27 protein-coding genes are annotated in these 24,956 nt (G+C 44.2%); 4 read left to right on the forward strand and 23 right to left on the reverse strand.

The genetic code is table 11. From position 1 onward, the window contains the following. Nucleotides 1-91 precede the first annotated feature (91 nt). The 3 genes from AC2D6U_RS07075 to AC2D6U_RS07085 all read left to right on the forward strand — a co-directional run bounded on the left by AC2D6U_RS07075 (nucleotide 92) and on the right by AC2D6U_RS07085 (nucleotide 2,806). The gene (locus AC2D6U_RS07075; protein ID WP_484720255.1) at nucleotides 92-835 is read left to right on the forward strand and encodes an NYN domain-containing protein; all 744 of its coding nucleotides are present in this window, start codon (nucleotides 92-94) and stop codon (nucleotides 833-835) included. 82 nt (nucleotides 836-917) lie between these two features. Next, nucleotides 918-1,385, forward strand: a complete 468-nt coding sequence (locus AC2D6U_RS07080) for a hypothetical protein (protein ID WP_484720256.1) — start codon at nucleotides 918-920, stop codon at nucleotides 1,383-1,385. Nucleotides 1,386-1,771: 386 nt separating this feature from the next. After that, nucleotides 1,772-2,806, forward strand: coding sequence for a serine hydrolase domain-containing protein (locus tag AC2D6U_RS07085; RefSeq protein ID WP_484720257.1), 1,035 nt, complete (start codon nucleotides 1,772-1,774; stop codon nucleotides 2,804-2,806). Nucleotides 2,807-2,864: 58 nt separating this feature from the next. Here the strand turns inward: AC2D6U_RS07085 and AC2D6U_RS07090 are convergent, their stop codons facing one another. The 11 genes from AC2D6U_RS07090 to AC2D6U_RS07140 form a co-directional block, all read right to left on the reverse strand. After that, on the reverse strand, nucleotides 2,865-3,683 hold the full coding sequence (locus AC2D6U_RS07090) for a hypothetical protein (RefSeq protein WP_484720258.1): 819 nt from the start codon (nucleotides 3,681-3,683) through the stop codon (nucleotides 2,865-2,867). 92 nt (nucleotides 3,684-3,775) lie between these two features. Next, nucleotides 3,776-4,684 carry a citrulline utilization hydrolase CtlX gene (ctlX, locus tag AC2D6U_RS07095; RefSeq protein WP_484720259.1) on the reverse strand — a complete coding sequence of 303 codons (909 nt, stop codon included), beginning with the start codon at nucleotides 4,682-4,684 and terminating at the stop codon, nucleotides 3,776-3,778. Next, a complete protein-coding gene (locus tag AC2D6U_RS07100; RefSeq protein ID WP_484720260.1) occupies nucleotides 4,681-5,472 on the reverse strand; it encodes a transporter in 792 nt (263 codons plus the stop codon). The genes ctlX and AC2D6U_RS07100 overlap by 4 nt, the downstream gene beginning before the upstream one ends. A 23-nt stretch (nucleotides 5,473-5,495) precedes the next feature. Further along, the gene (locus AC2D6U_RS07105; RefSeq protein ID WP_484720261.1) at nucleotides 5,496-5,924 is read right to left on the reverse strand and encodes a thioredoxin family protein; all 429 of its coding nucleotides are present in this window, start codon (nucleotides 5,922-5,924) and stop codon (nucleotides 5,496-5,498) included. A gap of 22 nt (nucleotides 5,925-5,946) precedes the next feature. Next, nucleotides 5,947-8,298: a TonB-dependent receptor gene (locus tag AC2D6U_RS07110; RefSeq protein ID WP_484720262.1), complete on the reverse strand. Its 2,352-nt coding sequence runs from the start codon at nucleotides 8,296-8,298 to the stop codon at nucleotides 5,947-5,949. Nucleotides 8,299-8,434: 136 nt separating this feature from the next. Continuing rightward, on the reverse strand, nucleotides 8,435-9,049 hold the full coding sequence (gene hisIE / locus AC2D6U_RS07115) for a bifunctional phosphoribosyl-AMP cyclohydrolase/phosphoribosyl-ATP diphosphatase HisIE (protein WP_484720263.1): 615 nt from the start codon (nucleotides 9,047-9,049) through the stop codon (nucleotides 8,435-8,437). 1 nt (nucleotide 9,050) lies between these two features. Next, complete coding sequence (hisF, locus tag AC2D6U_RS07120) at nucleotides 9,051-9,806, reverse strand: imidazole glycerol phosphate synthase subunit HisF (RefSeq protein WP_484720264.1); 756 nt, start codon at nucleotides 9,804-9,806, stop codon at nucleotides 9,051-9,053. Then, on the reverse strand, nucleotides 9,807-10,520 hold the full coding sequence (hisA, locus tag AC2D6U_RS07125) for a 1-(5-phosphoribosyl)-5-[(5-phosphoribosylamino)methylideneamino]imidazole-4-carboxamide isomerase (RefSeq protein ID WP_484720265.1): 714 nt from the start codon (nucleotides 10,518-10,520) through the stop codon (nucleotides 9,807-9,809). 33 nt (nucleotides 10,521-10,553) lie between these two features. Continuing rightward, the gene (locus AC2D6U_RS07130) at nucleotides 10,554-10,904 is read right to left on the reverse strand and encodes a four helix bundle protein (RefSeq protein ID WP_484720266.1); all 351 of its coding nucleotides are present in this window, start codon (nucleotides 10,902-10,904) and stop codon (nucleotides 10,554-10,556) included. Nucleotides 10,905-10,949: 45 nt separating this feature from the next. Next, nucleotides 10,950-11,537, reverse strand: coding sequence for an imidazole glycerol phosphate synthase subunit HisH (hisH, locus tag AC2D6U_RS07135; RefSeq protein ID WP_484720267.1), 588 nt, complete (start codon nucleotides 11,535-11,537; stop codon nucleotides 10,950-10,952). Nucleotides 11,538-11,561: 24 nt separating this feature from the next. Next, the gene (locus AC2D6U_RS07140) at nucleotides 11,562-12,296 is read right to left on the reverse strand and encodes a phenylalanine 4-monooxygenase (protein ID WP_484720268.1); all 735 of its coding nucleotides are present in this window, start codon (nucleotides 12,294-12,296) and stop codon (nucleotides 11,562-11,564) included. A 349-nt stretch (nucleotides 12,297-12,645) separates the two neighbouring features. Between AC2D6U_RS07140 and AC2D6U_RS07145 the strand changes: the two genes are divergently transcribed. After that, nucleotides 12,646-13,158, forward strand: a complete 513-nt coding sequence (locus AC2D6U_RS07145; protein ID WP_484720269.1) for a hypothetical protein — start codon at nucleotides 12,646-12,648, stop codon at nucleotides 13,156-13,158. Here the strand turns inward: AC2D6U_RS07145 and AC2D6U_RS07150 are convergent. From AC2D6U_RS07150 to AC2D6U_RS07205, 12 genes are all read right to left on the reverse strand, one after another. Continuing rightward, nucleotides 13,155-14,006 carry a prephenate dehydrogenase gene (locus tag AC2D6U_RS07150; RefSeq protein ID WP_484720270.1) on the reverse strand — a complete coding sequence of 284 codons (852 nt, stop codon included), beginning with the start codon at nucleotides 14,004-14,006 and terminating at the stop codon, nucleotides 13,155-13,157. The genes AC2D6U_RS07145 and AC2D6U_RS07150 overlap by 4 nt on opposite strands. Beyond that, on the reverse strand, nucleotides 14,003-15,157 hold the full coding sequence (locus AC2D6U_RS07155) for a pyridoxal phosphate-dependent aminotransferase (RefSeq protein WP_484720271.1): 1,155 nt from the start codon (nucleotides 15,155-15,157) through the stop codon (nucleotides 14,003-14,005). The genes AC2D6U_RS07150 and AC2D6U_RS07155 overlap by 4 nt, the downstream gene beginning before the upstream one ends. A gap of 1 nt (nucleotide 15,158) precedes the next feature. Continuing rightward, a complete protein-coding gene (aroF, locus tag AC2D6U_RS07160) occupies nucleotides 15,159-16,172 on the reverse strand; it encodes a 3-deoxy-7-phosphoheptulonate synthase (RefSeq protein ID WP_484720272.1) in 1,014 nt (337 codons plus the stop codon). Nucleotides 16,173-16,213: 41 nt separating this feature from the next. After that, nucleotides 16,214-16,987, reverse strand: coding sequence for a tryptophan synthase subunit alpha (trpA, locus tag AC2D6U_RS07165; RefSeq protein ID WP_484720586.1), 774 nt, complete (start codon nucleotides 16,985-16,987; stop codon nucleotides 16,214-16,216). Nucleotides 16,988-17,055: 68 nt separating this feature from the next. After that, nucleotides 17,056-18,237, reverse strand: coding sequence for a tryptophan synthase subunit beta (gene trpB, locus AC2D6U_RS07170; RefSeq protein WP_484720273.1), 1,182 nt, complete (start codon nucleotides 18,235-18,237; stop codon nucleotides 17,056-17,058). A 102-nt stretch (nucleotides 18,238-18,339) separates the two neighbouring features. Further along, nucleotides 18,340-18,960 (reverse strand): phosphoribosylanthranilate isomerase, encoded by a 621-nt coding sequence (locus AC2D6U_RS07175; protein ID WP_484720274.1) that lies wholly within the window; start codon nucleotides 18,958-18,960, stop codon nucleotides 18,340-18,342. A 110-nt stretch (nucleotides 18,961-19,070) separates the two neighbouring features. Continuing rightward, nucleotides 19,071-19,868 carry an indole-3-glycerol phosphate synthase TrpC gene (gene trpC, locus AC2D6U_RS07180; protein WP_484720275.1) on the reverse strand — a complete coding sequence of 266 codons (798 nt, stop codon included), beginning with the start codon at nucleotides 19,866-19,868 and terminating at the stop codon, nucleotides 19,071-19,073. A gap of 86 nt (nucleotides 19,869-19,954) precedes the next feature. Further along, a complete protein-coding gene (trpD, locus tag AC2D6U_RS07185; protein ID WP_484720276.1) occupies nucleotides 19,955-20,941 on the reverse strand; it encodes an anthranilate phosphoribosyltransferase in 987 nt (328 codons plus the stop codon). A gap of 30 nt (nucleotides 20,942-20,971) precedes the next feature. Beyond that, a complete protein-coding gene (locus tag AC2D6U_RS07190; protein ID WP_484720277.1) occupies nucleotides 20,972-21,343 on the reverse strand; it encodes a four helix bundle protein in 372 nt (123 codons plus the stop codon). 41 nt (nucleotides 21,344-21,384) lie between these two features. After that, nucleotides 21,385-21,963: an anthranilate synthase component II gene (locus AC2D6U_RS07195; protein ID WP_484720278.1), complete on the reverse strand. Its 579-nt coding sequence runs from the start codon at nucleotides 21,961-21,963 to the stop codon at nucleotides 21,385-21,387. Further along, a complete protein-coding gene (locus tag AC2D6U_RS07200) occupies nucleotides 21,963-23,372 on the reverse strand; it encodes an anthranilate synthase component I family protein (RefSeq protein ID WP_484720279.1) in 1,410 nt (469 codons plus the stop codon). The genes AC2D6U_RS07195 and AC2D6U_RS07200 overlap by 1 nt, the downstream gene beginning before the upstream one ends. 294 nt (nucleotides 23,373-23,666) lie before the next feature. Then, complete coding sequence (locus tag AC2D6U_RS07205) at nucleotides 23,667-24,947, reverse strand: NRAMP family divalent metal transporter (RefSeq protein ID WP_484720280.1); 1,281 nt, start codon at nucleotides 24,945-24,947, stop codon at nucleotides 23,667-23,669. Nucleotides 24,948-24,956 lie beyond the last annotated feature (9 nt).

Genomic DNA, 24,956 nt, shown 5'->3' on the forward strand with positions numbered 1-24,956 from the left:
TCAATCAAGGCCGGACATACTTATTGGAAAGGAATATCCATTCCTTTAGCGTTCCTCCTACTTTATGTGCAATTTGAAAAAAAGCTAAACCATGAGTCAAAACATCAACATGGCCGTATTGATCGATGGCGACAACATCCCCTCTGCACATGTCAAGGAAATGATGGAAGAGATCGCCAAATACGGCAACCCTACGATCAAGCGCATCTATGGAGACTGGACTCGTCCTGGTTTGAACAAATGGAAAAACCTCCTGCTTGAAAATGCCATCACCCCGATACAACAGTACGGCTATACCGTTGGCAAAAATGCCACAGACTCCGCCATGATCATCGATGCCATGGACATCCTGTACAGTGAAAAGGTCAATGGCTTCTGTCTGGTCTCGAGTGACAGCGACTTCACCAAGTTGGCGACTAGGCTTAGAGAAGCCGGCATGTTGGTGATTGGTATAGGCGAGAAAAAGACCCCTAACCCATTTATTGTCGCTTGTGACAAATTCATTTATATAGAGATCCTTCGCGGGCAAACAGACGATAAGGAAGAAAAGAAGGAAAAAGATGACGCCACTGTCGAGCAGATCAGCAAGCGCGACATTGCCTTGATCTCCTCCTCTATCCGCGACCTTTCTGATGAAGACGGTTGGGCCTTTTTGGGCGATGTTGGTAGCTTGATCCAGAAAAAACGACCCAATTTTGATGCCCGGAACTACGGTTTCGAAAAACTTACCCAGCTGATCAAATCCATTGGTTATTACGAGATCGACTTGCGAGAAGCCCCTAAAAGCAAGGTCAAGCTGATCTATGTTCGAAATAAGGAGAAGGGTAAACGTTAAAGTGGCTTTTATCTAAAGATTCATGTGCGATACTAGCCTCTTGCGTAGTAGCTACTCAACGTTAAGCGTAAATTGACATCACATGGTCATCTATAATCAAACCTCCACATTGAGAAAGTATGTCAGTGGCATGCTAATGGGTGTATTGATTATACCGGCTGTTTTACTCTTTATTCAAGGGTTTATACTCTACGGAATCGTTTTGATCATCATTTATCTGGTGCTAGAAACCTTAAGAAGCGGTGTAGATTTTAATTTTGACGAAGCCATACTGACAAATTTCAACGAAGTATTTTTATTTATTAAGATCCGAAAGAGTGCTCCTATTATTTTAAGCACATTTAGCCACTACAGAATTAAGGAACTGAATGAAGACACAACCGTGAGGGCTAATTTCGTACAGCATTCCACTGTTTCACAAAAGCACTACGCCTTAGAACTTTTTGACAAGCATAGAGAGAAGTATTTGCAAATTGTCACAATCGACGGCGATCAGATCGAAGCCCTTCTCACTGAACTAGCCACGCAACATCTACTTTTAGCAGATTAAGGATTTACTCTATCTAGTATACTCGCCTTCACTTTCTATGCAAACTTTAGAGAATTACACTACTTCTTGAATTTTTATTCAGTTGATTATGCATGACCACATTTTTTAAAAATGATCTTTTGAAGAATTAGTACTAATTTCAATTTCAAATCAATTGACAATTTCGCTTCCATAGTGCCTATTAATGGAAAGGGGTTTGGTTGTTTTTTATGGCTTATGGACGTTCGGTATTTTTAGTACAATGACAAGTTAAGGAAGCAAGCGCAAAATATGAAGCTGCAATTTAAGCTAGTGACCCGGCTAATTTCTTTAAGCCAGGATACTGAGGAGCGATAACGAAGCAAGTAACCTATGCCGGAATCCGTAGAACACGACTACTGCATCATATGACGAAGAAAAAAAAGATACTTATTATCCGCATCCTATTGTTCGTCGGTACAGCGGTCTCTTTATACTTTGTGCCATGGCTCCTCGTGAAGGCTTGGATACTTCCACTACCAGATAGCCTGCAAGGTCAGCTTGAACAAGCCATTGACCATGGCTTTGACGGTATGGTCGTTTATGTTGACCAAGCGGGAAAACCACCCCAGTATTTGGCTGCCGGCTGGCACGATCGGGAGGCCAAACTACCGGCCAGGCCAGATGCCCTCTTTAAGATCGCTAGTATCAGCAAGCTTTATGATGCCGTGGCTGTCACCAAATTAGTAAATGACGGACAGCTTTCTCTCGATAAAACACTTGCAGAGTATTTACCCGAACTCGAGGGCAGGATTGAAAACGCGGATCAAATTACCTTGCGCCTAATGATACAGCACAGAAGCGGCATTCCCAATTTTACCGATGCCCCTGGCTTTTGGGCTTCACCCACAAAGAGCTATGAGGAAAGTTTGGCATTGATCCTTGACAAACCAGCGCTCTTTGCCCCTGGCGAAGACTATGCCTATTGCAATACAAATTACCTCTTGATCAATAAGATCATGGATGATGAGCTCGGTTATGGCAACTTTCAGTTCATCGAACAAGAACTATTGGGCCCTCTCGGTCTTCATAATACCTATGCATCACTAGGCGATGTGAACATTGACGATGTCATGAGCGGGTACCACGAGGGCTACCAACCCGATCTGAAAACCAACGACCATGGAATGCATGCCACCGCTGAAGATGTTGGCATCTTTCTTCGCGCGTTGAATGAGGGGTCTTTGTTTGAACCGGGAGAGCAGGAGATCTACGAATCCATCTACGAATACGAACATGGAGGTTGGGTGCCGGGATACCAGAGTTTTGCCAACTACGACGAAGGCACGGATGCCGTGATCATCGCATTTTACAGCACCACCGACCCCGACCTGTACAATTGGAATCTGTCCCAGATCATCAACAATAGATTGGTCAAGATCTTAGAAAGACAGTCATATTGATCCTTAAAAACAACGATGCGTTCAGCAAGCCAACTCCATATTGGTGAAGCAGCTGATTTTACTCGTACTCTTCTCGGAAATAGCTACGTACCACCCAGGCCAGGTGGTGGTCGTTCCAAGGACTGCTGTAACCGGCTTCTTCTTTACTCGCCGCATTAGCAGAAAATAAAAAGCGTTTGATGTCTACTGCTTGCCCATTCAAATTTGTATCCAGGTTGGTCATTGCATACTCTCGGTAATAGCGTTTCCTTGGCGCTAAGTGCTCACTGGCCAACTCCCCCAATAAGGAGCTGTACCAGTGGTCAGAATGATCTTCGGGGTTCAAAAGGGTATCCCGCTCTGCAAGATTCATCCAAGTAATTTCAACCCCATTTGCTTCTTTATTGATGAGTGTCTTTACCGTTGCTTCCAGGTCTGACCAATCTTTGTACATCGTGGTCGAGTCAATGGTAGGCATGTCTTGGATTTCACCAAAGTAAAGTTTCTGTAGACTCCATCTGTGTTGCCCTTCCGGGAATCCATCAGGCAAGTAGAACAGATAGGCCACCACTTGTTGGCCTTCATATTTTTTGACTACGTGGCCATTCACCACCACATCCGTTAGCTGGTAGTCTTCTAAAGGATAAAGACTCCTGCCCACTTTGTTGATTTTCATCATAGGATATTCTGCCCATTTCAAGGCATTGATATACCCTCTTTCCCTAGCTTCAAAATATGGCATATTCGCCCCCTCTGAAGCCGTCATCCCCATGACTGCGTCGCCTGTCGTAGTCAAGAAAAAAACAGTTTTGATATCAGGATCCTGTATATCCGAATAGGCTTGCTCTCCCATAAAGAGTTGCCAATCGTCGGGATGGGCCGAGAAATAAAAAGCCACTTGGGGATTGTCCTTCCCGCAGCCCAGCAAGAAGGAAAGACATACAAGGGAAAATATCACTCGAAAACGCATAGGAAAAGATACCAATTTCCTCAATACACGCGACACATCATACAGCGAATACTCCCTCCTCCGTATTTCTCAATGGTTGGGATGGCCATGCTGATGATTTCGGAATACTTTTCTATGGTTTCAATTTGGTCTTTGGTCAAGGAATGCAATGCAGCTTCCGACATGACGAGAAAAGACTGGCCCGCATCGTTTTCTACTTCGAACATGTTGCCTGCAAATTGGTAGACCTGCTCCAAACTGATCTCGATCAATTCATGCCCCGAGGACTGTATTTTTTCTGCAACCGTGGTCCTTTGTGGCATATCGATGCATTCCAAACAAATCACGGCGAAGTCTGAAGCCAAGCACATCATCACATTAGTATGGTAGATGAGCTGACCTTGAGCATCGCGCGCATGAAAAATGATGGGTTCGTAGTTCAAAAAGTCGCACAATTCATTGAAAAGGGCCTCATCGGTTCGAGGAGAAAGGCAGGCATAGGCCCTATCGTTGGCATAGTCAAATATGATGCTGCCTGTACTTTCCAAAAACCGTCCTTCTGCTTCTTTCTCAGACAAGTCTACGACCGTATCAAAAGATTTGACATCGGCATTGATCGTCTCAATGATATCCATTCTTCGCTCCCAGCGTCGATTTTCTGCCATCATAGGATAAAGAATGATGCCTTTCTGATGAAAACTGATCCAGTTGTTCGGGAAAACAGCATTAGGCTTGATAGGCTCATCCGTGTCTTCGATCACAGTAACCGCAATACCCTTCTTTTGCAATTTCTTAACGGCAGCATCAAACTCGGTCAATGCCGCTTGTCGAATGGCGGTTGTGTGGTCGGCACCTTCCTTGTGTTGAAAGGCATTAGATGCAGCCGTAGCAGGATCATAGCCAAAGTGCTTTGGCCTGACCATCATGAGGTGTTGGCTGGCTTGCTTCATTCTCTTGGAAGAAAGAGTTTGCTGATCCCAAGGCCAAACATGATGTTCGGGGATAAGTCCGAAAAGCCTGTACCGGCATAAACATCCAGCTGAAAAGTATTCGACACCAAATAGGTTAACCCCATGTCTACGTTAACTAGGGCATTCAACTCTTCGGTCTGAGATCCATACAATTCAAAAAAGCCCCCCACCTTTTCATTCAACATTTTCGCCAAAACGAAAGCGTATGTAAATGTCCTGATGTTAAATTCGTTCTCCAGTATTATGCCCAGATTGTAATCGAAGCTAACGTCACGGAAGACCGTCGAATTAAAAAGCAACGAAAAATCAACTACTGAACCGCTTCCATTATCGGTCAAAATACTGTTTCCGTAATTAGCCAAAATGGCAATATCCGGCCAATTCTTCTTGTCCTTTACCAATCTCCACTTCACACCTAGACTTGTTGGGGCAAAATCAACACCATCATCCGCTGTGGTTTCTCCATTCAAACGAAATCGATTCTGCTGAACACTCTGGTTGAAGCGTAATTCAATATTCTCTCCAAGACCATAGCGCATGAGCAGGCCATTGTAGAGGATGCTTTCAAATTTGAGCCCTGGCGCCAAGTTACCGATCATGGCAACATCACGGATCTGGTACTGAAAGCCGGTTTCAAGCTGTAGCCAGTTCACGGGCAATGTATTGGGGGAGGTCGCTACTGTCGGACGATCTGTAAAGATGGTTTGCCCATGAAGTGCAACAAGTTCGCAGCAGCATAGACAACCAATGAGTAGGTATTTTCTCATGCCGTTAAAGCTACACATTGGTGTTAACTTCCACTATATTTTCTCAGCATCTTTAGTAGCTTTTTGCCAGATTGATAGGCATTGATGCGCTCTTTAATGGTAAATTTCTCATCTAAAACCACCAGTAAAGGTGGGGAAAAGACGGTTCCTTTTTCGTTGAACAGTTGAGCCAAGGAATGTATCGTTTGGTTGGACGACTTTTGCCAGGTCAGGCCATCGAATAAAGTATCCTCTTCTGTTTCAGCATTAAAACGCACAGCATAGAATTCTTTATTCAATTCAGTGATCACCTCAGCATCTGTAAACACTTCTTGATCCATTTTTTTGCAGTAGGTACACCAGTCGGTATAAAAGTCGATAAAGACCGGTCTTGATTCAACGGCTAAAACAGAGTCCAATTGATGAAAACCTAACCAATTGACCTGAGCCTGCAATAGGCCCTGGCATAGCATGAGGCACAAGATGAGCCCCTTCCTAATCATTGTTGCTTAGCTTTATTCCGAAGAAGAAAGTTCTGGGTCGTGATGGTCCATACACGTAACCGGCATCTCGGGTTGGTCCGGTCTGGAAATCGGATTGAAAACTATTGAAGATGTTTTGAATCCCTGCGTTCAACTCAATATGTAAATTTTGACCCAAATGAAAGTGATGTGAAACTTTTGCTGTAGCATCCAAAAACCAGTCAGAATCCCTTAATGCCACCGCACCTGAGGCTTGCATAATTTCTGGAACACGCATCGGTCCGGTGATCACATTCGAGACTGAAAACTCCCAGTCGTTCGGAGTCGACAAAGTGAAGTTGACAAAACCATAAGTCTCCGGCGTTCTAAGGAAATATTTACTGCTGACCGTTTCTCCTTCTTGCCCATTTTCCGGTTCATAGATCACTTGCTCGTCATTGAATTGAGCGGTTTGAAGGGTTAAGCCAGATTGCACCATCAGCAAAGGAGAAGGTGCATAATTGATCTCGAGATTCATCCCAGAGACAAAAGCACCATTACCGTTTCTCACCTCTTCAACTATGGAACCATTGGGCAATTGATCGCCTGTATTGACGAGTACAAAAGGATTATTGAGTCGCGTATAAAACCCTTGAATACTGGCGTTAAGTTGTTCTTGTCCTTCTTCGCGTATATAGGACAAGGATCCAGTCAATGCATCGGACGTTTCTTTTTCTAACCCGTCTGATAGCAAAATAAAGACAGGTTCGCCTCCGGCAGAGGAAATATGAAAATCTTCATTAAACGCTTGTGGTGCACGAAAACCACGAGCATATCCACCCCTAAATTGAAATTCCTTAGTCAGGTTGTACATCAGCGTAAAGCGAGGACTGAAAACGGCCATGTCGTTGCTGATGGATCGATCAAACTGTGCTAAACGATAGGTCCCTTCCACCATGGAATGGTCAAGTCGAGCACCAGAGAGAAGCTTCAATCTATCTGCCGCTTGCCATTCCCATTGGGCATAAAATCCAAGGTTATTCGCCCGCTGCCTCACCAAACGGTCATAGCCCGGTATGGCATCCTTCGTTTCGTTCGATTGGTATTCCAGGCCTGAAGTAAAGGCATGCCGACTATTTGCAAAATGATTCCATTGCACCCCAGCTACGAAGGAATTGTCCAGTGTCAATCCATAAGCGTTGGCAGCCAGCAGGCTGTCTTCCGGTGTTCTTGCTCCACCCAAACCACCATAATAGCTATCCCTGGTCGTTTGCTGATACGAACCGTAGACCGCCAGTTTATCTTTGTCTTGATTAAAGGTATGTGCGAGTTCAATGCCTCCCATGAAGATCTCGTGGGCCAGTTGTTCTGTGATGTCTGTGAATTCAGGCCTTAGTTCGAGTGCATTTCCTCCTCTTCTGAACTCGTCGATGTAATTCAGGTTCGCCGTCAGTTTGGTACGTGCATTGAGTTTATAAAATGCATTGAGTCCGAGCGTATTCGCAGTTAACTCAACCATTTCTGTAAAACCATCGCCATTTGCATCAAGTGCTTCTCTATCTCGATGATTGGCGAAAACACTAAGACCGAAATCCAATTCATTGGATACGTAGGTTCCACTGATCGCATGATTGAAATCGTTCGCTTTACCGCCGATCAAGGCATAATTGGTATTCGCCTCCCAACGATTCAATACGGGCTCTCTCGTAATGACATTTACTGTCCCTGCTATGGCATTCGATCCGTACAAGGCTGACCCCCCACTCTTGACCACTTCGATGCGCTCGATCATATGCGCTGGTATCAACTCGAGACCATACACACCGATCAAGGAGCTGAATAGGGCACGGCTATTGACTAAGACTTGGGTATATGGACCTTCGAGCCCATTTAACCTGACTTGTGTAAATCCACAGTTTTGACAATTATTCTCTACCCGGACACCCGACTGAAAATTGAGCCCTTCCGCTAAGTTCTGTGCTTGGGTTGCCCGTAACATTTTTCTTCCGATCACCCCAACTTGAACCGGCGCCTGACTACGGTCGGTTGCATAACGATTGGCACTGACCACTACATCTTCTAATCCCAAAGGATCGGGCGTCATAACAAATTTTAACCCCTGAATAGAGGCATTCAATTCGAGTGAATGCTCTTCTCCTCGATATCCAACAAATTGCACTTTTAAAAGGTAGTCTCCTGCCGATAAGTTGTCGAAACTAAAGCGTCCATCTAAGCCAGTAACGGTGGCACGATTTCCGGGCGTTAACAATACTACTGCACTGGCTAAAGGTCCTTCACTATCCTCGACCTTACCCGAAATGGTATACTGTGCTGAGAGGCTTGCACAAACGAATAGGAAGAATAACACGGACAAATACCTTTTCAACGCTAATTTATTTAGAGTAAAGGTAAATAGATAACTAGCTATTACTTAATATTTCTTTTTAGATTTCTAATCTATTTTTTAGATTAATCTAAATTAACATATATAATAGTTTATAATTCAGTATCTTGCTATATGATTACTTATGTCTTGATTTAAGTATATGAATGATGTCGGTTAGACCAAATCCTTTAGCCTCTAGCAGCATCATGTAGTGAAAAAGGAGGTCTGCAGACTCATTTTTGAACAGTTCATCGTTATTATCCTTGGCCTCAATCACGACTTCTACAGCTTCTTCCCCTACCTTCTGTGCCAGCTTGTTGATTCCTCTAGCAAAAAGCTGAGCAGTGTATGAAGTCGACGGGTCAGCCTTTCTTCGTTCCTTGATCACGTCTGTTAAGTAGCTCAGAAACTGCAGGTCGTTGCGATTATCTTCTTCCCAACAGGTGTCACTTCCGGTATGGCATGCAGGACCCACAGGATTGACTTTTACCAAGAGCGCGTCTTGGTCACAGTCTACTGCGATCGACACTAGGTTCAGGTAATTTCCGGAAGTCTCGCCTTTGGTCCATAAACGGTTTTTCGACCTTGAAAAGAAGGTGACTTGCTGGGTTTTCTTCGTCTGCTCAACGGCAGCTTCGTTCATGTAACCCAACATCAGCACCTTATCGGTTTGGGCATCTTGAATAATGGCCGGCACAAGCCCGTCGCCTTTTGAGAAGTCTATTTGTTGAATCTGATCTAATTCCCTCATGCTATATCCTGATCGGAAGGTTTTGTTCTTTTAAGTACTGTTTGAGATCGGGTACTGCGATCTCTTTAAAGTGAAAGATGCTTGCTGCTAATGCCGCGTCTGCCTTTCCTGTTGTAAAGGTATCCAAGAAATGGATCATATTCCCTGCCCCACCTGAGGCAATGACTGGGATGGACATCATTCCAGAGATCTGGGCGGTGAGTTCATTGGCAAATCCACCTTTTGTACCGTCATGATCCATTGACGTAAGCAAGAGTTCACCCGCTCCCCTTTGCTCCACTTCTTTTGCCCATGGAATGGTTCGTAATTCCGTTGGGGTCCGTCCACCACGTACATGGACAATGTGTTCTTCATTGACGAAGCGCGTATCTATGGCCACCACCACACATTGACTACCGAATTCCAAGGCCAGTTCATTGATGAGGTCAGGTCGTTTTACAGCTGAGGAATTGATCGAGATCTTATCAGCACCGGCATTCAAGAGTGCAGACACATCGGCTTTGGTAGAAATGCCTCCACCCACGGTAAAAGGAATATTAATGGCTTCTGCTACGTGTTTCACCAGCTCCACGAGTGTTTTACGCTTCTCTACAGTCGCTGTAATATCGAGAAAGACCAGCTCATCTGCTCCTTCTTCCGCATAGCGTGCTGCTAGCTCTACCGGATCTCCAGCATCGCGTAATCCGACAAAGTTGACGCCCTTTACGGTCCGGCCATCTTTGATATCTAAGCAGGGAATGATTCTTTTCGTTAGCATTTAAAAATCCGCTAGTTCTTCCAATGTAATGTTTCCTTCGTAATAGGCCTTGCCCACAATTGTTCCATAAAGGCCCAAATCGCGCAGTTTAATCAAATCGTCCAAGGTGGCTACTCCTCCACTTGCGATTAGCTTTAGGTCAGGAAAAGTCTTTATTAGCTTTTCATACAGGTCAAATGCTGGGCCTTGTAACATACCATCTTTGCTCACATCTGTGCAGATACAATATTGAATCCCCAATTGCATGTACTTGTCGATAAAAGGGGAAAGGTCAAGGCCAGAGTCCTCTTGCCAGCCATTGATCGCAATCTGTTCATTCAATACATCAGCTCCTAAGATCACCTTTTCGGCGCCGTATTTCGTCATCCATGATTTAACCAAGGCTTCGTCTTTAACAGCAATACTTCCTGCGGTGATTTGACTGGCTCCTGCCGCAAGAACTGCCTCAAGGGAGTCATTGGATTTGACCCCGCCACCGAAATCTACCTTAAGCGATGTTTCTTTGGTAATGGAACGTAACACGTCTAAATTTTTCGGTTGCTGTGCTTTTGCACCGTCCAAGTCAACCAAATGCAAGTGTTCGATACCCGCAGCTTCAAAAAGCTTCGCAACCTCCACGGGATTATCGGCATACTCTTTCTTTTGGTTGTAGTCGCCCTTCGTCAAGCGAACCGCCTTACCATTGATGATGTCTATTGCTGGGATTATCTTCATGCGGTGGAATGTTGAGTGCTTAAGGTTTAATGTTTAATTGGATTGTGCTGATTTAACAATTGCAGTTAGCATTCTAATTAGTTCTTCATTTGCAGTGATCAAGTGATCCACCGAAAGATTCGATAGCTTTCCATATTTACATAATAGAAGCCAATATCTAGTTTCACGAGCTTCCTTGGACGCTATTGACATCTTAGCAGCAAACTCTTTTCTAGAGTAAGCAGCTTGAGCTTCTTGAATATTCGCTCCGATCGAAGTACCAGCTCTCAATAATTGCTTTGATAAAACGTACTCATGCTGCTTTGTCATTTGTTTATATGTTTCGATTACACTAAGGGCGAATACAAAGCTTTTTTGCTCAATTGGGTTAGTTGAAAATTTCATTGCGTATGTTTTAGAACGAATTTAACATTCATCCTTCAACATTCATCATTGCTTTATAGCTAAGAAGTTCTCCAAAATCTTCTCCCCCACTTTCCCACTTTTCTCAGGGTGTGCCTGAAGTGCATAGAAATTGTCCTTTTGCAGAGCCGCTGAGAATGGGTTGATGTAATTTGTCTTGGCGATGGTGTAATCACTCAACTCCGCATAATAACTGTGCACGTAATACACATAGGGTTCTTGCGGGAGTTCTTTGAACAAGGACGAATTCATCTCTTCAAGCGTGTTCCACCCCATTTGCGGGACTTTCAGCTTGGGCTCAAATCGCTTCACTGCAACATCAAAGATTCCCAGACAATCTGTATCGTTCTCCTCACTATGGGTACACATCAATTGCAAGCCCAGACATACCCCAAAAACGGGTTGCTTTAATGACTTGATCACAACATCAAGCTGACGTTCTTTAAGAAACTCCATGGCCGTACTCGCTTCTCCAACGCCAGGGAAAATCACTTTATCAGCTTTTACGATCTGCTCAGGATCGTCTGACAGCGTCGGATCAATGCCCAGGCGGATCAATGCATTTTTGACGGACTGCACATTACCGGCGTTGTAATTAATGATGACTACATTCATGGCTGCTGTTTGGGGACAGACAACTTAAACCGTTGCTTCTCTTTCCTTTAGACGTTGTTCTATCTTTGCTTTGATCTCAGGTATGGACTCATACAACTGCTCATACGAGTCGATAATGAAGTAATTCTCCTGCATTTTGTCTTTGCGGTACGGTGTATCCAAGATCTTGTCTACATCATAATCGAAATGATTGGGTTCATCCGACAGAGAGAATTTTGTCTCTCCTGAAGAAGACAAAATACCTGCGCCATAAATGCGTAAGCCGGCTGATTCACGGATTAGTCCAAACTCAATGGTGAACCAATAAATACGTGATAGTAAATGAATGGCCCATTCATCATCGATCCACTCGTGACCAAATTTGCTGATGGCTTGCAAGAAATCAACAAAGGCCTGATTGGTCAATAAAGGGATGTGCGCAAAGACATCATGAAACATGTCCGGCTCTTCAAGGTAATCGAGCTCGCTCATTTTTCGCACCCAAGTAGTGGCAGGAAATTTACGATTTGCCATCAGGTCAAAGAACAAGCCATCTTCCACAATTCCGGGAACTGCATAGATCTCCCAACCCGTGAGCTCTCGTAAGATCTCGTTGGTCTTTTCAAAATTAGGAATGGCCTCTCCAGTAAAATTGACCTTATCCAAACCTGTCAGAAATTCTTGTGTGGCCGCATTTGGAAGCGCAGGAAATTGCCGGTCGAATAATATTTTCCAGACTTTCTGGTCCTCCGCTGTGTAATTCTCATAGATCTGCTTCATGATCAATTGTTCTGTTAAGCATAAAAAAACCCAGTTCTTTGGTGGAACCGGGCTTTATTTCATTGATTTTTTTCGTCAATTCAAGGCATAAAACTATCGCTTCCTTTTCGGAATATGATAGTAATGATAAGATGCGTTGAAATGTTTCATTGCCTCAAAGGTAGTGTGTGATTCTTTTAAGACAAGCGTTTCTTTGAAAATTCTATCGGCCATTGCCAGGTTGTCCATATTCACACTTTCAACTCAGCGAAAATGAGCGTAATTTTGACTAATTGACCAAAACATGAAACAGAAGATCATTTACTTCATTGGACTTGCTCTATTCTTTTGTGCTTGCAATTAAACGCCTGTGCTGGACGACGACGGCTACGAAGTTTTCACGATCGATGCTGGACAGCATAGCTCTATCCTTCGCAACGAACCGTTCACCGGCACTGGCATCAACGCCACCGTTGTCTTTGATGAGTCGGCTATCTATACCTTGGAAGAAACCAATGATCAGGCAGACATCAACAAGCTTCTGGGCTTTTCAGATTGTAGCCAGCATCATCAGAGTGAAAGCGCTCGGATAGGATGGCGATGGTTCAATGAGGAGTTGCAGCTATTCGCTTATGCCTACCTTGAAGGAGACTTGCAGTTTGAGCTTATGGGTGCTATCCCATTAAACAGCGAAATTGATCTTCAGATCAAGGCTATGGGTACTCGTTATCAGTTTTCGGGAACCGGACTTACGTCCGTCGAGCTGACACGAACCAGCGACTGTGAAGCGGGAGAGAATTATTGGCTGTGGCCTTACTTTGGAGGTGATCAGGTCGCTCCGCAAGACATTACCCTTCGGCTAAAAAGAGAACAGATCGATTAAGCGATTCGATCCACAATGTCTTGGATCTTATTGGCCTCTTTCATGAAATCCAACATCGCTGCTTCATCAGATGTCTCCACCAGTGTTTTGAAATACTCTAATTCCTCAATGTAGGTCGTTAGCCCGTCGAGCAGATTTTCCTTGTTGTGCGCAAAGATCGGCGCCCACATTTCGGGTGAGCTTTTCGCCAGTCTCACCGTAGATGCAAATCCCGAACCTGCCATATCAAAGATGCGTTGCTCAGACTGCTCCTTTTTCAGGACTGATTTACTCAATGCAAAGGAGCTGATGTGACTTAAATGTGAAACAAAAGCCAAGTGCAGGTCATGTGCTTTCGAATCCATTGTTCGCATGTGCATCCGAAGCGCTTCGCAAAACCTGTGATAGGTAGTCAATTGCTTCTCACCCGAGAGCCCTTCATCACAGGTGATCATGACCTTTCCATCAAAAAGCTCGGCAAATGCAGCCGTTGGTCCTGAGTATTCCGTTCCGGCAATGGGATGCGCTGCAACAAAACAAGGACGCATAGGGTGCTCTTTAACCTTTTCACAAATGGCTGCTTTGGTGGAACCAAAGTCGATCACTGTGTGATCGGCAGTTGCTAGATTCAGCACCTTTGGTAATACCTGTACGATAGCGTCTACCGGAATGGCAAGAATCGTACAATCAGCACTTTCAACCGCTTTTTCCAGCGTATCAGAAGTATCTATAATCCCTAATTCCTTCGCTTTGTTGATGTTGTCTGTATTGCGGTCTACTCCGATCACATACAATTCGGGCATGGTCCTCCTTAAGCCTAATACAAACGACCCTCCGATTAATCCGACTCCAACCAATGCAACCTTCATGATATCCTTTCTAGTGCTTTTTGAAATACCTCCTCTTCGTTACAGAGCGAAATACGCACGTAGCGTCTGCCCTGTTCTCCAAAGATAGTCCCTGGTGTTATGAACACGCAATGCTCTTGCAATAAGCGATCGACCAAAGCTTCAGAGCTCTGTTCATTTTCAGCAATTTTAGCCCAAATAAAAAGGCCTTGCTGTGTTTTGGAGTAGCTACAATTTAGTAAGTCAAGCATTTGACACACCACGCTACGTCTTTTTGCATATTCCAGGTCGAGCGCATCGAACCATTCATCACGCAAGGCAAGGGCCTTAGCAGCCGCCAACATCATGGGTTTAAACATGCCTGAATCCACGTTGCTTTTGACTTTCAAAATAGTACGCAGGTATTCCGACGCGCCGGCAACCCACCCCATGCGCCAACCTGCCATATTGAAGGATTTACTCAAGGAATTGAGTTCTATTGCCACCTCTTTCGCTCCTGCTATGCTCAACACACTCAATGGTTCTTTTGCTCGAAAGATCATGCTGTAGGGATTGTCGTGGCAGAGCAGGATCTTTCGTTCCCTTGCATAAGCGACAAAGTGTTCAAGCTCCTGTTTCGACGCGGGTGTACCCGTTGGCATATGAGGATAATTGATCCAGAGGAGTTTGACCTTTGCCGTATCTAAGCGATCAAGAAACTCCCAGTCAGGTGCCCAATTATTTTCTTCAAGAAGAGGAAATCGGATCACTTCTGCTTTACACATACTGGCCACAGCAGCATAGGCCGGATAGGCCAATTCTGGTACTAAGACCTGATCTCCTTCGTCCAAAAATGCCAGACTGATGTGGGTAATTCCTTCTTTTGAACCAATCAGTGGTAGCAATTCAGTAGTAGCATCCAAGGCAACCCCATAAGCCCACTGGTTCCATGAGGCGATGGCTTCTTTCAGTTCAGGAAGCCCGGCATAACTCTGATAGCCATGAACATCGGGCAATTTTGCATGCCGAGTCAGTTCCTCGATCACGGTATTATCAGGCATACCGACAGGATTACCAATTCCTAGGTTCAATACGTCCTTCCCCTCAGCATTCATCTGCGCAATTTCAGCGAGTTTACTTGAGAAGTAATACTCCTTTACTTCTCCAAGTCTTGACGAAGGCTTAATGATCATGCTAAAAGCTGTTTCTTAAGTCAAAAGTCCTGTTCATTCGATCGATCAATTTGTCCGATTCAGGGAAATTAAGTGTCTGTTGACCATCAGAGTAGGCTTCTTCCGGTTTTTCATGTGTTTCGTAGATCACACCATCGGCTCCAGCCATGATGCTGGCCAAGGCAATGGGCTCCACATGGTGACGGATACCAATTCCGTGCGACGGATCAGCAATGACAGGTAAGTGCGTCTTTTCCTTCAATACAGCAATGGCATTAAGGTCCATGGTGTTTCTTGTTGCCTTTTCATAAGTTCTTATTCCTCGTTCACAAAGCAATAACCGCTCATTTCCAGCGCTAAACACATACTCTGCGGAGTATAAGAGCTCATCTATCGTGCCCGAAATCCCACGCTTGATCATCACAGGTTTGTCCGTACTTTTCCCAAGTTCGTCTAGCAGATTGAAATTCTGGGTGTTCCTGGCACCCACCTGATAAATGTCCACATAAGGATCCATCTCCTTGATCTGTGATACTTGCATGACCTCGGTCACGATCTTCATTCCCGCCTCTTTGGCTAATTCATACCAGATTTTTAGACCATCAATACCCATACCACGGAATGCATAGGGTGAACTTCTTGGCTTAAATACACCCCCTCGCATGATACGAACGCCATTTGCTTTGAGATGTGCAATGGTCTTTCTGATCTGGTCTTCTCCTTCAATGGAACAAGGACCTGCCATGATCTGGAAACCGCCCTCTTTTATCACCACACCATCTCCCAGGTCGATCAACGTAGGGTTTACCTTCCATTTTCTAGACACCAGCTTATAATCGTCAGAGACAATGTGAATATCTTTGATGCCTTCCATGGAGCCGAGGTTTCGAATGTCAAAGTCCTTTTTTCCGATCCCGATCAAGTAATCTCCTTTCTGTGTGTTCACCTCAGTCGGTTTGTACTTCAAGTCCTTGACCTGGTTGATGATGGCTTCCTTTTGAGAAGCGTCTATTTCTTTTTCGAATTGAATAATCATGGCTATCGTCTTGAGTATTGAGATTTGAGCTCAATTCTCTACTAGTTTATAATTTCGTTAATAAATGCTTTTATATGCTGCTCCAAGTCGCCTTCTTTTGAAATGGCTTTGATAAATGCAGAACCAATAATGGCACCATTGCTATTTGCAGCTGCTTTTTCAAAGGTTTCTTTGTTTGAAATACCGAAACCGATCAAGGTTGGGTTTTTCAAGTTCATGGCTTTGATCCGTTGAAAATAGGCTTCCTGCTCATCTGAAATCCCCGTTTTAGCTCCCGTCGTGCTGGCAGAGGACACCATGTAAATAAAGCCACGTGAGTGCTCATCGATCTCGCGAATCCGAGCTTCTGAGGTCTGGGGTGTAATTAAAAAGGTATTGACCAGCCCATGTTTTTCGAAGATGGGCTTTAACTTCTCTTGGTATTCGAACATTGGTAAATCGGGAAGAATCAATCCGTCGACCCCCACTTCTTCGCACTTCTCACAAAAAGCTTCGATACCAAACTGCTCGATCGGATTAATGTAACCCATTAGCACGACAGGTATTCTCACCTCTTTTCGTAAGTCTTTGAGCTGCTGAAAAAGCACTTTGATGCTCATGCCATTCGCCAAGGCCACGCCGTTGCTTTGCTGGATGGTCTCTCCATCTGCAATTGGATCTGAATATGGCATCCCGATCTCCACCAGGTCTGCTCCAGACTGTTCCAAGGCCTTGATGATGGTCATAGTGTCTTCTAGCTGAGGATAACCAGCCGTGAAATACACGTTGAGTACCTTGGTGGGCTTATCTAAAAATAGTTGTTGTATTCTGTTCATTTGGTAGTGCGTACTGCGTACCGCGTAGTGCGAAAAACGCATGACGCTGTACGCAAATCGTTATACGTTTAATATTTCCCCCATTTAATATATGTCTCCAAATCCTTATCGCCACGACCAGATAAATTAATGACCATGACCTCGTCTTTTTCGAATGTCATTTGTTTGAGCGCGGCAAAAGCATGAGCCGTTTCGATGGCAGGAATGATGCCCTCCAATCGGCTAAGTTCAATACCCGCTTTCATCGCTTCTTCGTCGGTAACTGAATAGAATTTTGCCCTACCCGTTTCAAACAGATGGGCGTGGACTGGACCAATTCCAGGATAATCAAGACCCGCTGAAATGGAATAAGGCTCTACCACTTGTCCATCTTCCGTCTGCATCAATAAGGTTTTGCTTCCGTGCAAAACTCCAGGCTTTCCGAGTACTGTGGTCGCCGCTGATTCGCCAGTATGATTGCCTTTTCCAGCTGCTTCTACCGCAACCAATAGCACCTCATTTTCTTCGTAGTAATGATAAAAAGCGCCGGCAGCATTGCTCCCCCCCCCTACACAGGCCATTACGTAATCAGGGTTGGCCTTTCCTTCTTTCTCCAGCAATTGCGATTTGATCTCCGCACTGATAACCGATTGGAAACGAGCAACCATTTCAGGGTAAGGATGTGGTCCAACCACTGAGCCAATGATGTAGTGTGTATCCGTAGGATGGTTAATCCAATGGCGCATGGCCTCGTTTGTGGCATCTTTTAAAGTCTTACTTCCGGAAGTGGCCGGACGAACCTCAGCCCCCAGTATGCGCATGCGTTCGACATTTGGTTTCTGTCGTTCCATGTCAACTGCCCCCATGTAAATGATGCATTCAACACCCATCAATGCACAAACTGTTGCGGTAGCCACACCATGTTGACCAGCTCCAGTTTCCGCAATGATTTTTTGTTTACCCAAGCGTTGAGCAAGCAATATCTGACCGATCGTATTGTTGACCTTATGCGCACCGGTATGGCACAGATCCTCTCGTTTCAAATAGATCTTTGCTCCATATTTTGCTGAAAGACGCTCAGCGAAGTACAAGGGCGTAGGACGGCCAACAAAATCCTTTAAGAGCGAATCGAATTGTGCTTTAAACTCAGGTTCAGCAGTAATGCGCTCGTAGTTTTCTTTCAACTCCTCAATATTCGGATACAACATCTCAGGGATGTATGCACCCCCAAAATTCCCGTAGTATCCTCTTTCATCAACTTTTACGTTCATAATTCTTTATCTCTTTTCGTCATTGCAAGGAAAGCGCAGCAATCTCGTTTATAAGTTGAGACCGCTTCTTCCCCCGCAGGGACGTTTTTATTTCATCGGGTATCATCCCCCCACTTCGCCTTTTGAGTAGGAAAGCTTACTTTTTAAAACTTTAAGATGTTCTATATCCTTTAAGCCAGGTTCGATCTCATACTTTGAATTGACATCGATCGCATGAATATTCATCTCACCTAACCCGGCCAACCCTTCTACATTTTTATTATCAATGCCTCCACTCAAAAAGAAGGGAACCGATTGATCATAGCCTTTGAGGATCTCCCAATCAAAGGCCATACCGTTGCCTCCACGCTCTTTACCTTTGGTATCGAACAAAAAGTAATTGACAATCTCCTTATATCCGTTCAATTCATCAAAATCAAATCTTTTACCGATAGAAAACACCTTCATGATGTCAATGCCCGCAGTAAACAACTCACGCACATAGGCCACCGATTCATCACCGTGTAACTGCACCAGATCGAGACCATATTCAGCTACTCTCTGCTTGACCTCTTGAAGCGTTGCATTAACAAAGACGCCGACTTTTTGGGTAGTAGCCGGAAAGCTTTTCAAAAGCGCAGCATCGAGATTGACAGCATTGCGTTTGGACTTCTTATAGAAGATAAAGCCCATATAGTCGGGTTGAAGCTTTAAAAGCTCTTTTATGTTATCGGAATCTCTCATCCCACAAACTTTTAATTTCACCCGACTCATTCTCTTTCTTATTCTGTCCCGATAGCTATCGGGATACCGAAGAACCGGATAGATGCTTCGGCTTTGCTCAGCATGAAAAATTAGTTACTTAATCTATTTACTTGCTCAATGAACTCTTTCGCAGCCAAATCTGGTCTTGCTGATCTCATGAACGTTTCGCCGATCAAAAAGCCTTGGAAACCGTGCTTCTTCAGGTCTACAATAGTGGCTGGATCGCTAATACCAGATTCCGAGATCTTTACAAATTCAGTTGGAATCTCATTTACCAATTGCTTGCTGGTTTCTACACTCACCTCAAAGGTCTTCAAGTTTCTGTTGTTCACTCCGACTACATCCAAGTGTTCATTGAGGTTGTTGCTTAATTCCTCCTTATTATGCACTTCCATCAGCACCTCTAGTCCAAACCCTTTGGCAAAAGCGGCGAGCTCTTTCAGTTTTTTGGGCGCTAAACATGCCGCGATCAATAAGATGGCATCCGCACCAATGGATTTGGCTTCGATGATCTGATATTCATCGATCACAAAATCTTTGCGTAAAACAGGGCAAAAATTGTATTTACGCGCCGTGGTGAGGTCTTCACTTTTACCACCAAAGAATTCTTGATCGGTTAATACAGAAAGTGCGCTAGCCCCGGCCTGCATATACCCGATGGTTGTTTTTTCCACCTTGGCATGCGCGTTGATTACTCCCTTCGAAGGAGACCTTCTTTTGAATTCAGCGATGATTCCCGACTTATCTGCCCGTTGGAGGTATCTCTTCAAAGAGACCGAGGTTCCTTCGAAATAAATACTTTGCTCGAGTAGTTTCACCGGATACAGGGCTTTGCGCTCAGCCACTTCTTTTTCTTTATGCGCTACTATTTTTTGTAGTATATCCATGTTTCCTTTTCGTCATTGCGAGCGAAGCGCGGCAATCTCCTTAAACGGAGCATGAGACTGCTTCGTCCCTCGAAGTGACGTCTTGATTATAATTCCAATATCGTTTTAAATGTCTTCAACGCTTTTCCACTCATCAACGCTTCTTCCGCCATTCCTACGGCTTCATCAGTGCTTACTCCTTTACCACATTCGATAGCCATTGCCGCATTGGCAATCAATACTGAATTCTGCTCTTTGGTTCCTTCTCCTTTGAGTATTCTTTCAAAGATTTGTGCCGATTCTTCTACTGAATCGCCTCCAAAAATTGCCTCAGGTTGAACAAGTTGCATCCCCAATTCGGCCGGTGAAACGATCGTTTCCTTGCCATTGGTGATCTTTTTGAAGGAACCCGTCAATGAAATCTCATCGTAGCCATCTAAGGCATGTAAGATGACAAAATGCTTGTCCGTTTTTTGATAAAGGTAACCGTACAACCTGGCCAACTCTAAACTGAAAACCCCCACCAATTGCTTTTTTGGGAAAGAAGGGTTCACCATAGGACCCAACATGTTGAAGAAAGTTTTCACCCCAAGGTCTCTTCGAATAGGCGCCACATTCTTCATTGCAGGATGGAAAAGTGGTGCATGCAGGAAACAAAGCCCGCAGGCATCTAAACTTTTTTTGATCTGATCAATATCATTGGTGAATTCATAGCCAAAATGTGCCATCAAGTTAGAAGAACCTGAAACGGAAGAAACTCCATTATTGCCATGCTTGGCTACGTTTTGACCTGCAGCAGCAACAATAAAAGAGGACAGTGTAGAAATATTGAACGTATTTTTTCCGTCCCCTCCTGTTCCACAGAGATCAATGGCATCGTATTCCGGAATATCAACAGGGACACATAGATCTAACATGGCGTCACGGAAACCCTCGAGCTCTTCAACGGTGATGCTGCGCATCAAGTATACCGTCAAGAAAGCTGCCACTTGGCTTTGGTTGTATTTACCTTGCGCCAGATTGGTCAGTATTTCTTTAGCCGTTCCTTTATCCAGGCTTTTGTATTCTATGAGTTGGTTTAGTATTTCTTTCATTATAGTTATCTGTTAACTGTGTATCAGTTATCAGGAGTTTTGGTTTTTAGCATTTAACAAATACTTAATGAATCCATTAAGCAGCTTAACACACTCTTCGATTCTCTCATTTAAGGTAATCTCTTCTTCAATCGTAATGTATGATTCATCAGTAGCCACAGACAAATGATCTTGCAGCTCTGTAAGTGATCCTCTCGAAGTTCTACAAAACTGAGCGTATTCCCGATAATGAAAACGTCCATACCCCTCTGCAATATTTGCTGTAACCGATCTGGAAGCACGTATCATTTGATCTACCAGTCTATATCTTTCTTCACTAGGAAAACTCTTCGTAAGTGTAGAAATCTCTTTTCTCAACTCTCTACATTTTTTCCAGACCTCCAATTCTCTGAATGATTTCATATTTGTGTGTTTTTATTTATTGCACTAATTCCTGCTAACGATTAACCAATAACTGATAACCAATTACGAAGTAAATCATGCCCATGCTCTGTCATGATGGATTCAGGATGAAACTGCACTCCTTTCACATCAAAGGTTTTGTGGCTAATTGCCATGATTTCCCCGAACTCATCTTCAGCGGTGACCAATAAATCATCACCGATCTCCTTCTTGTCGACATTCCAGCTATGGTAATGACAGATGGTGTACTCACTTGGCAACCCCTTGAACAGGCGATCTCCCTTTTCCTTTACCTTTAATTGACTGGAAACCCCATGTAAAACCTCTGGCATATTATACAATTGCGCACCATATGCTTCTGCAATGGCTTGGTGTCCCAAACACACGCCTAGCATACTCTTTGTTGCGCCATAAGTCTTTATCAAATCCAACAGTATTCCGGCCTCTTCTGGAATCCCAGGACCAGGAGATAACAGGATCTTATCGTAGGCCGCCACTTCGTCCAAACCAATTTGATCATTACGGAAGACCTCCATTTGAGCACCAAATCCTAACTCCTTGATGTAATGCACCAAGTTGTAGGTAAAAGAATCGTAATTATCGAGAACTAGTATTTTCATTATCTGATTTCCTGAGCTAATTGGATGGCACTTCTCAAGGCGGCTAGCTTATTGTTCACCTCTTGTAATTCCGATGCACGATTGGACTTTGCCACAACACCCGCGCCCGCTTGATAGAAAAGGGTATTGTCCTTACTCAAGAAGGAGCGGATCATGATGGCATGATTGAAATCACCATTGAACCCCATGAAACCAATGGCGCCCCCATAGAAACCTCTTCTGGTCTTTTCATAAGCATTGATCAATTGCATTGCACGAACTTTTGGCGCGCCACTCAGCGTGCCTGCGGGAAAAGTGTCTGCCACCATTTTTGTAGGTTCAACGTTATCGTCTAACTGACCGGTGACTTTTGATACTAAATGAATTACGTGAGAGTAATACTGGATCTCTTTGTAGGTTGCCACCTCCACATTAGACCCTGCTCTGCTCAAATCATTTCGGGCCAAATCGACTAACATGACATGCTCAGCATTTTCTTTCGGGTCGGCATACAATTCGTTCGCCAATTCTGCATCTGCCGTATCATTCCCTGTTCGTTTGAAGGTCCCAGCAATGGGATGAATGGTCGCTTTTCGATCTTTTATTACGAGCTGAGCCTCTGGAGAAGACCCCATGATCTTATAGCTCCCATAATCGAAATAAAACAAATAAGGTGAAGGGTTAACACTTCGCAAGGCACGATACACATTGAATTCGTCTCCTTTGAATTGGGTTTGAAACCTTCTTGAAAGCACGATCTGAAAAACGTCTCCTCTGTAGCAATGCGCCATTCCTTTGTCAATGATCTCTAGAAATTCATCATAAGTATAATTGGAGGTTTCAACTCCGGTCGCGTGAAAGGCATAGGATGGGTAGTTCAAATTATTCACAATATTTTGAATCGACTCAATGCCTTTCTGTACAGTATGCTCCGGATAATGCTCAAAAATGTAGAGCTCATTTTTGAAATGATCAATGGCGATCACATACCGATATACATGATAAAGGATATCGGGGATCTCATATTCATTGGCTTTGGATTGCGCCACCGGAATATCCTCAAAATACTGAACGGCATCGAATCCTATGTAGCCAAATAAGCCGTTATTGATGAATTTAAAATCATGGGTTTCCGATTCGAAAGCAGTAGCAAATTGGCCTAGCTTCTCCACAACCCCTCTTCCTTCAAGCTGCCCATCCTCCTGAAATCCGGGGAGTTCTATTTCATAAGCCTTGTCTTTCACCTGAAACTTCGCAATGGGCTCACAGCAGATGTAAGAAAAACTATTCTCATCCCCATGGTAATCCGAACTCTCCAATAAGATCGTATTCTCATACTTGTCTCGCAACTTCAAGTAAATGCTCACCGGAGTCACCGTATCGGCCAGTAGCTTCTTGTAATTGGTTTTAAGACTTATTTTATGATTCATTCTTCAATGGTTTAAAACAAAAAAGGCTCGCATGAACTGCGAGCCTTTGGGTTATATTGTATTGCACAAGCGCTAGTTCACGTTATCGGATTTCCGTTACGTGCCACCACCAAGCGTTATGTACAGTTGTATTTCTCAATATGGAGCCAAATGTAGAAAAGGAAATGTTGAATGCAAATCGAAAAGCAAGAAAATCTACCTGCGGTAAACCCATCAAGAGAGAAAGCGAGAGAAGTAATGGGCAAATGATATTGCCCTACTTTATTTCAAATGGATTGAAACCCGAAAACTCTTTTATTCTCTCTCTTTTTTCACATAGTAGATCACGCCAGCAAACAAAAAAAAGCTTAATGTGACAAGGCCTATCACAACTGGTTGATCTAAGCTAAGTCCCAAAGAAAGGCCGCGATCAAGTGCCTTGAGCAGGTTCAATAGACCAAGGAAAGAAGAGATCAAAAAGGTAAGCCCCATTAACACATTTAGGCCCACAGAATTGGCATGAACGCCCATCAGCTTTTTCGAAAAAACCACCTTCCAAATGCCTGCTGTGAGCATCGGCAAGATCAGTCCATTCGCCGCTTGTGCCAAAATAATGACGGGAATTGCTTGAATTCCTGTCGCACCAAGCGCCAGCCCAACGATTAAAATAATCCCCCAAATGCCTCGATAATTCCTGTGTTTATGGCCCCAGGTATGGCCCTGTGGGTGTACACTTTTAATGGTCAATGCACCTGCCATGGAGGCTGTAATGGTAGAGGTAAAACCCGCTGCAAACAATCCGAAGGCAAACAGAAAGCCCATTATTGTTGAACTTTCCTGTACCAGATACACATAGAGCTTTTCAAAGTCAAAAGGCGCAGCGATTCTCGTCCCTACAACAAGAATGGCAATGGAGATCATCCCACCAAGGAAAATAGAAAGACCAAGACCTTTTCGCATGTTCTGCAAAGACTGTCCTTCAGCCATGCTTGATCCTAAAAATATATTGTAAGGAACTATGGTCGTCCCTAACATACCCAAGGCAATGGTCATTGAACCATCAGGCAGCTGGGGTAACAAAGCGCCCTTTGTCATTACCGATAGATCAATAGGCCCTGACAGCGCAGCAATGATAAAAGAAAGACCCATTGCGCCCACCACCAAACCGAGAATGTTCCCTACCGTTTGGGTTTTACCTAAAAAGAGCAACGGAAATGATAAAAGACCAATGCATAGTGCAAAAACCCATGCCGGCACACCAGTGATGATCAAAACTACACCGGAAATAGCTCCTAAAATGTTACCGGCCTCATAGGCCAAACAACCTAAAAAGACAGCTCCTGCAATGAACCAGACCAACGAACGGTTGTCGATCTCAGAAAGAAGTGCCTGACCCAATGGCTTCCCCACAACAATAGCGATTCGAGCAGCAGCTTCTTGAAGAATGAAACAGGCCAGTATTGAGAATCCCAAGGCCCAAATGAGTTGGTATTGAAAACTAGCGCCTGCTGTAGCTGCTGTCGTTACAGTACCGGGACCGATGAACGCAGCCGCGATCACTAACCAAAAGAGGTAATTCCAAAAGGCCTTCTTCATCCGGCCAAA

The sequence above is a fragment of the Roseivirga sp. YIW32 genome, assembly GCF_057219245.1.

Coding starts and splice junctions, on each gene's coding strand:
- AC2D6U_RS07075 (WP_484720255.1), top strand. CDS start 92: ATGAGTCAAAACATCAACATGGCCGTATTGATCGATGGCGACAACATC.
- AC2D6U_RS07080 (WP_484720256.1), top strand. CDS start 918: ATGGTCATCTATAATCAAACCTCCACATTGAGAAAGTATGTCAGTGGC.
- AC2D6U_RS07085 (WP_484720257.1), top strand. CDS start 1,772: ATGACGAAGAAAAAAAAGATACTTATTATCCGCATCCTATTGTTCGTC.
- ctlX (WP_484720259.1), bottom strand. CDS start 4,684: ATGAAGCAAGCCAGCCAACACCTCATGATGGTCAGGCCAAAGCACTTT.
- AC2D6U_RS07100 (WP_484720260.1), bottom strand. CDS start 5,472: ATGAGAAAATACCTACTCATTGGTTGTCTATGCTGCTGCGAACTTGTT.
- AC2D6U_RS07105 (WP_484720261.1), bottom strand. CDS start 5,924: ATGCTATGCCAGGGCCTATTGCAGGCTCAGGTCAATTGGTTAGGTTTT.
- hisIE (WP_484720263.1), bottom strand. CDS start 9,049: ATGAGGGAATTAGATCAGATTCAACAAATAGACTTCTCAAAAGGCGAC.
- hisF (WP_484720264.1), bottom strand. CDS start 9,806: ATGCTAACGAAAAGAATCATTCCCTGCTTAGATATCAAAGATGGCCGG.
- hisA (WP_484720265.1), bottom strand. CDS start 10,520: ATGAAGATAATCCCAGCAATAGACATCATCAATGGTAAGGCGGTTCGC.
- AC2D6U_RS07130 (WP_484720266.1), bottom strand. CDS start 10,904: ATGAAATTTTCAACTAACCCAATTGAGCAAAAAAGCTTTGTATTCGCC.
- hisH (WP_484720267.1), bottom strand. CDS start 11,537: ATGAATGTAGTCATCATTAATTACAACGCCGGTAATGTGCAGTCCGTC.
- AC2D6U_RS07140 (WP_484720268.1), bottom strand. CDS start 12,296: ATGAAGCAGATCTATGAGAATTACACAGCGGAGGACCAGAAAGTCTGG.
- AC2D6U_RS07150 (WP_484720270.1), bottom strand. CDS start 14,006: ATGAAGGTTGCATTGGTTGGAGTCGGATTAATCGGAGGGTCGTTTGTA.
- AC2D6U_RS07155 (WP_484720271.1), bottom strand. CDS start 15,157: ATGATCATTAAGCCTTCGTCAAGACTTGGAGAAGTAAAGGAGTATTAC.
- aroF (WP_484720272.1), bottom strand. CDS start 16,172: ATGATTATTCAATTCGAAAAAGAAATAGACGCTTCTCAAAAGGAAGCC.
- trpA (WP_484720586.1), bottom strand. CDS start 16,987: ATGAACAGAATACAACAACTATTTTTAGATAAGCCCACCAAGGTACTC.
- trpB (WP_484720273.1), bottom strand. CDS start 18,237: ATGAACGTAAAAGTTGATGAAAGAGGATACTACGGGAATTTTGGGGGT.
- AC2D6U_RS07175 (WP_484720274.1), bottom strand. CDS start 18,960: ATGAGAGATTCCGATAACATAAAAGAGCTTTTAAAGCTTCAACCCGAC.
- trpC (WP_484720275.1), bottom strand. CDS start 19,868: ATGGATATACTACAAAAAATAGTAGCGCATAAAGAAAAAGAAGTGGCT.
- trpD (WP_484720276.1), bottom strand. CDS start 20,941: ATGAAAGAAATACTAAACCAACTCATAGAATACAAAAGCCTGGATAAA.
- AC2D6U_RS07190 (WP_484720277.1), bottom strand. CDS start 21,343: ATGAAATCATTCAGAGAATTGGAGGTCTGGAAAAAATGTAGAGAGTTG.
- AC2D6U_RS07195 (WP_484720278.1), bottom strand. CDS start 21,963: ATGAAAATACTAGTTCTCGATAATTACGATTCTTTTACCTACAACTTG.
- AC2D6U_RS07200 (WP_484720279.1), bottom strand. CDS start 23,372: ATGAATCATAAAATAAGTCTTAAAACCAATTACAAGAAGCTACTGGCC.
- AC2D6U_RS07205 (WP_484720280.1), bottom strand. CDS start 24,947: ATGAAGAAGGCCTTTTGGAATTACCTCTTTTGGTTAGTGATCGCGGCT.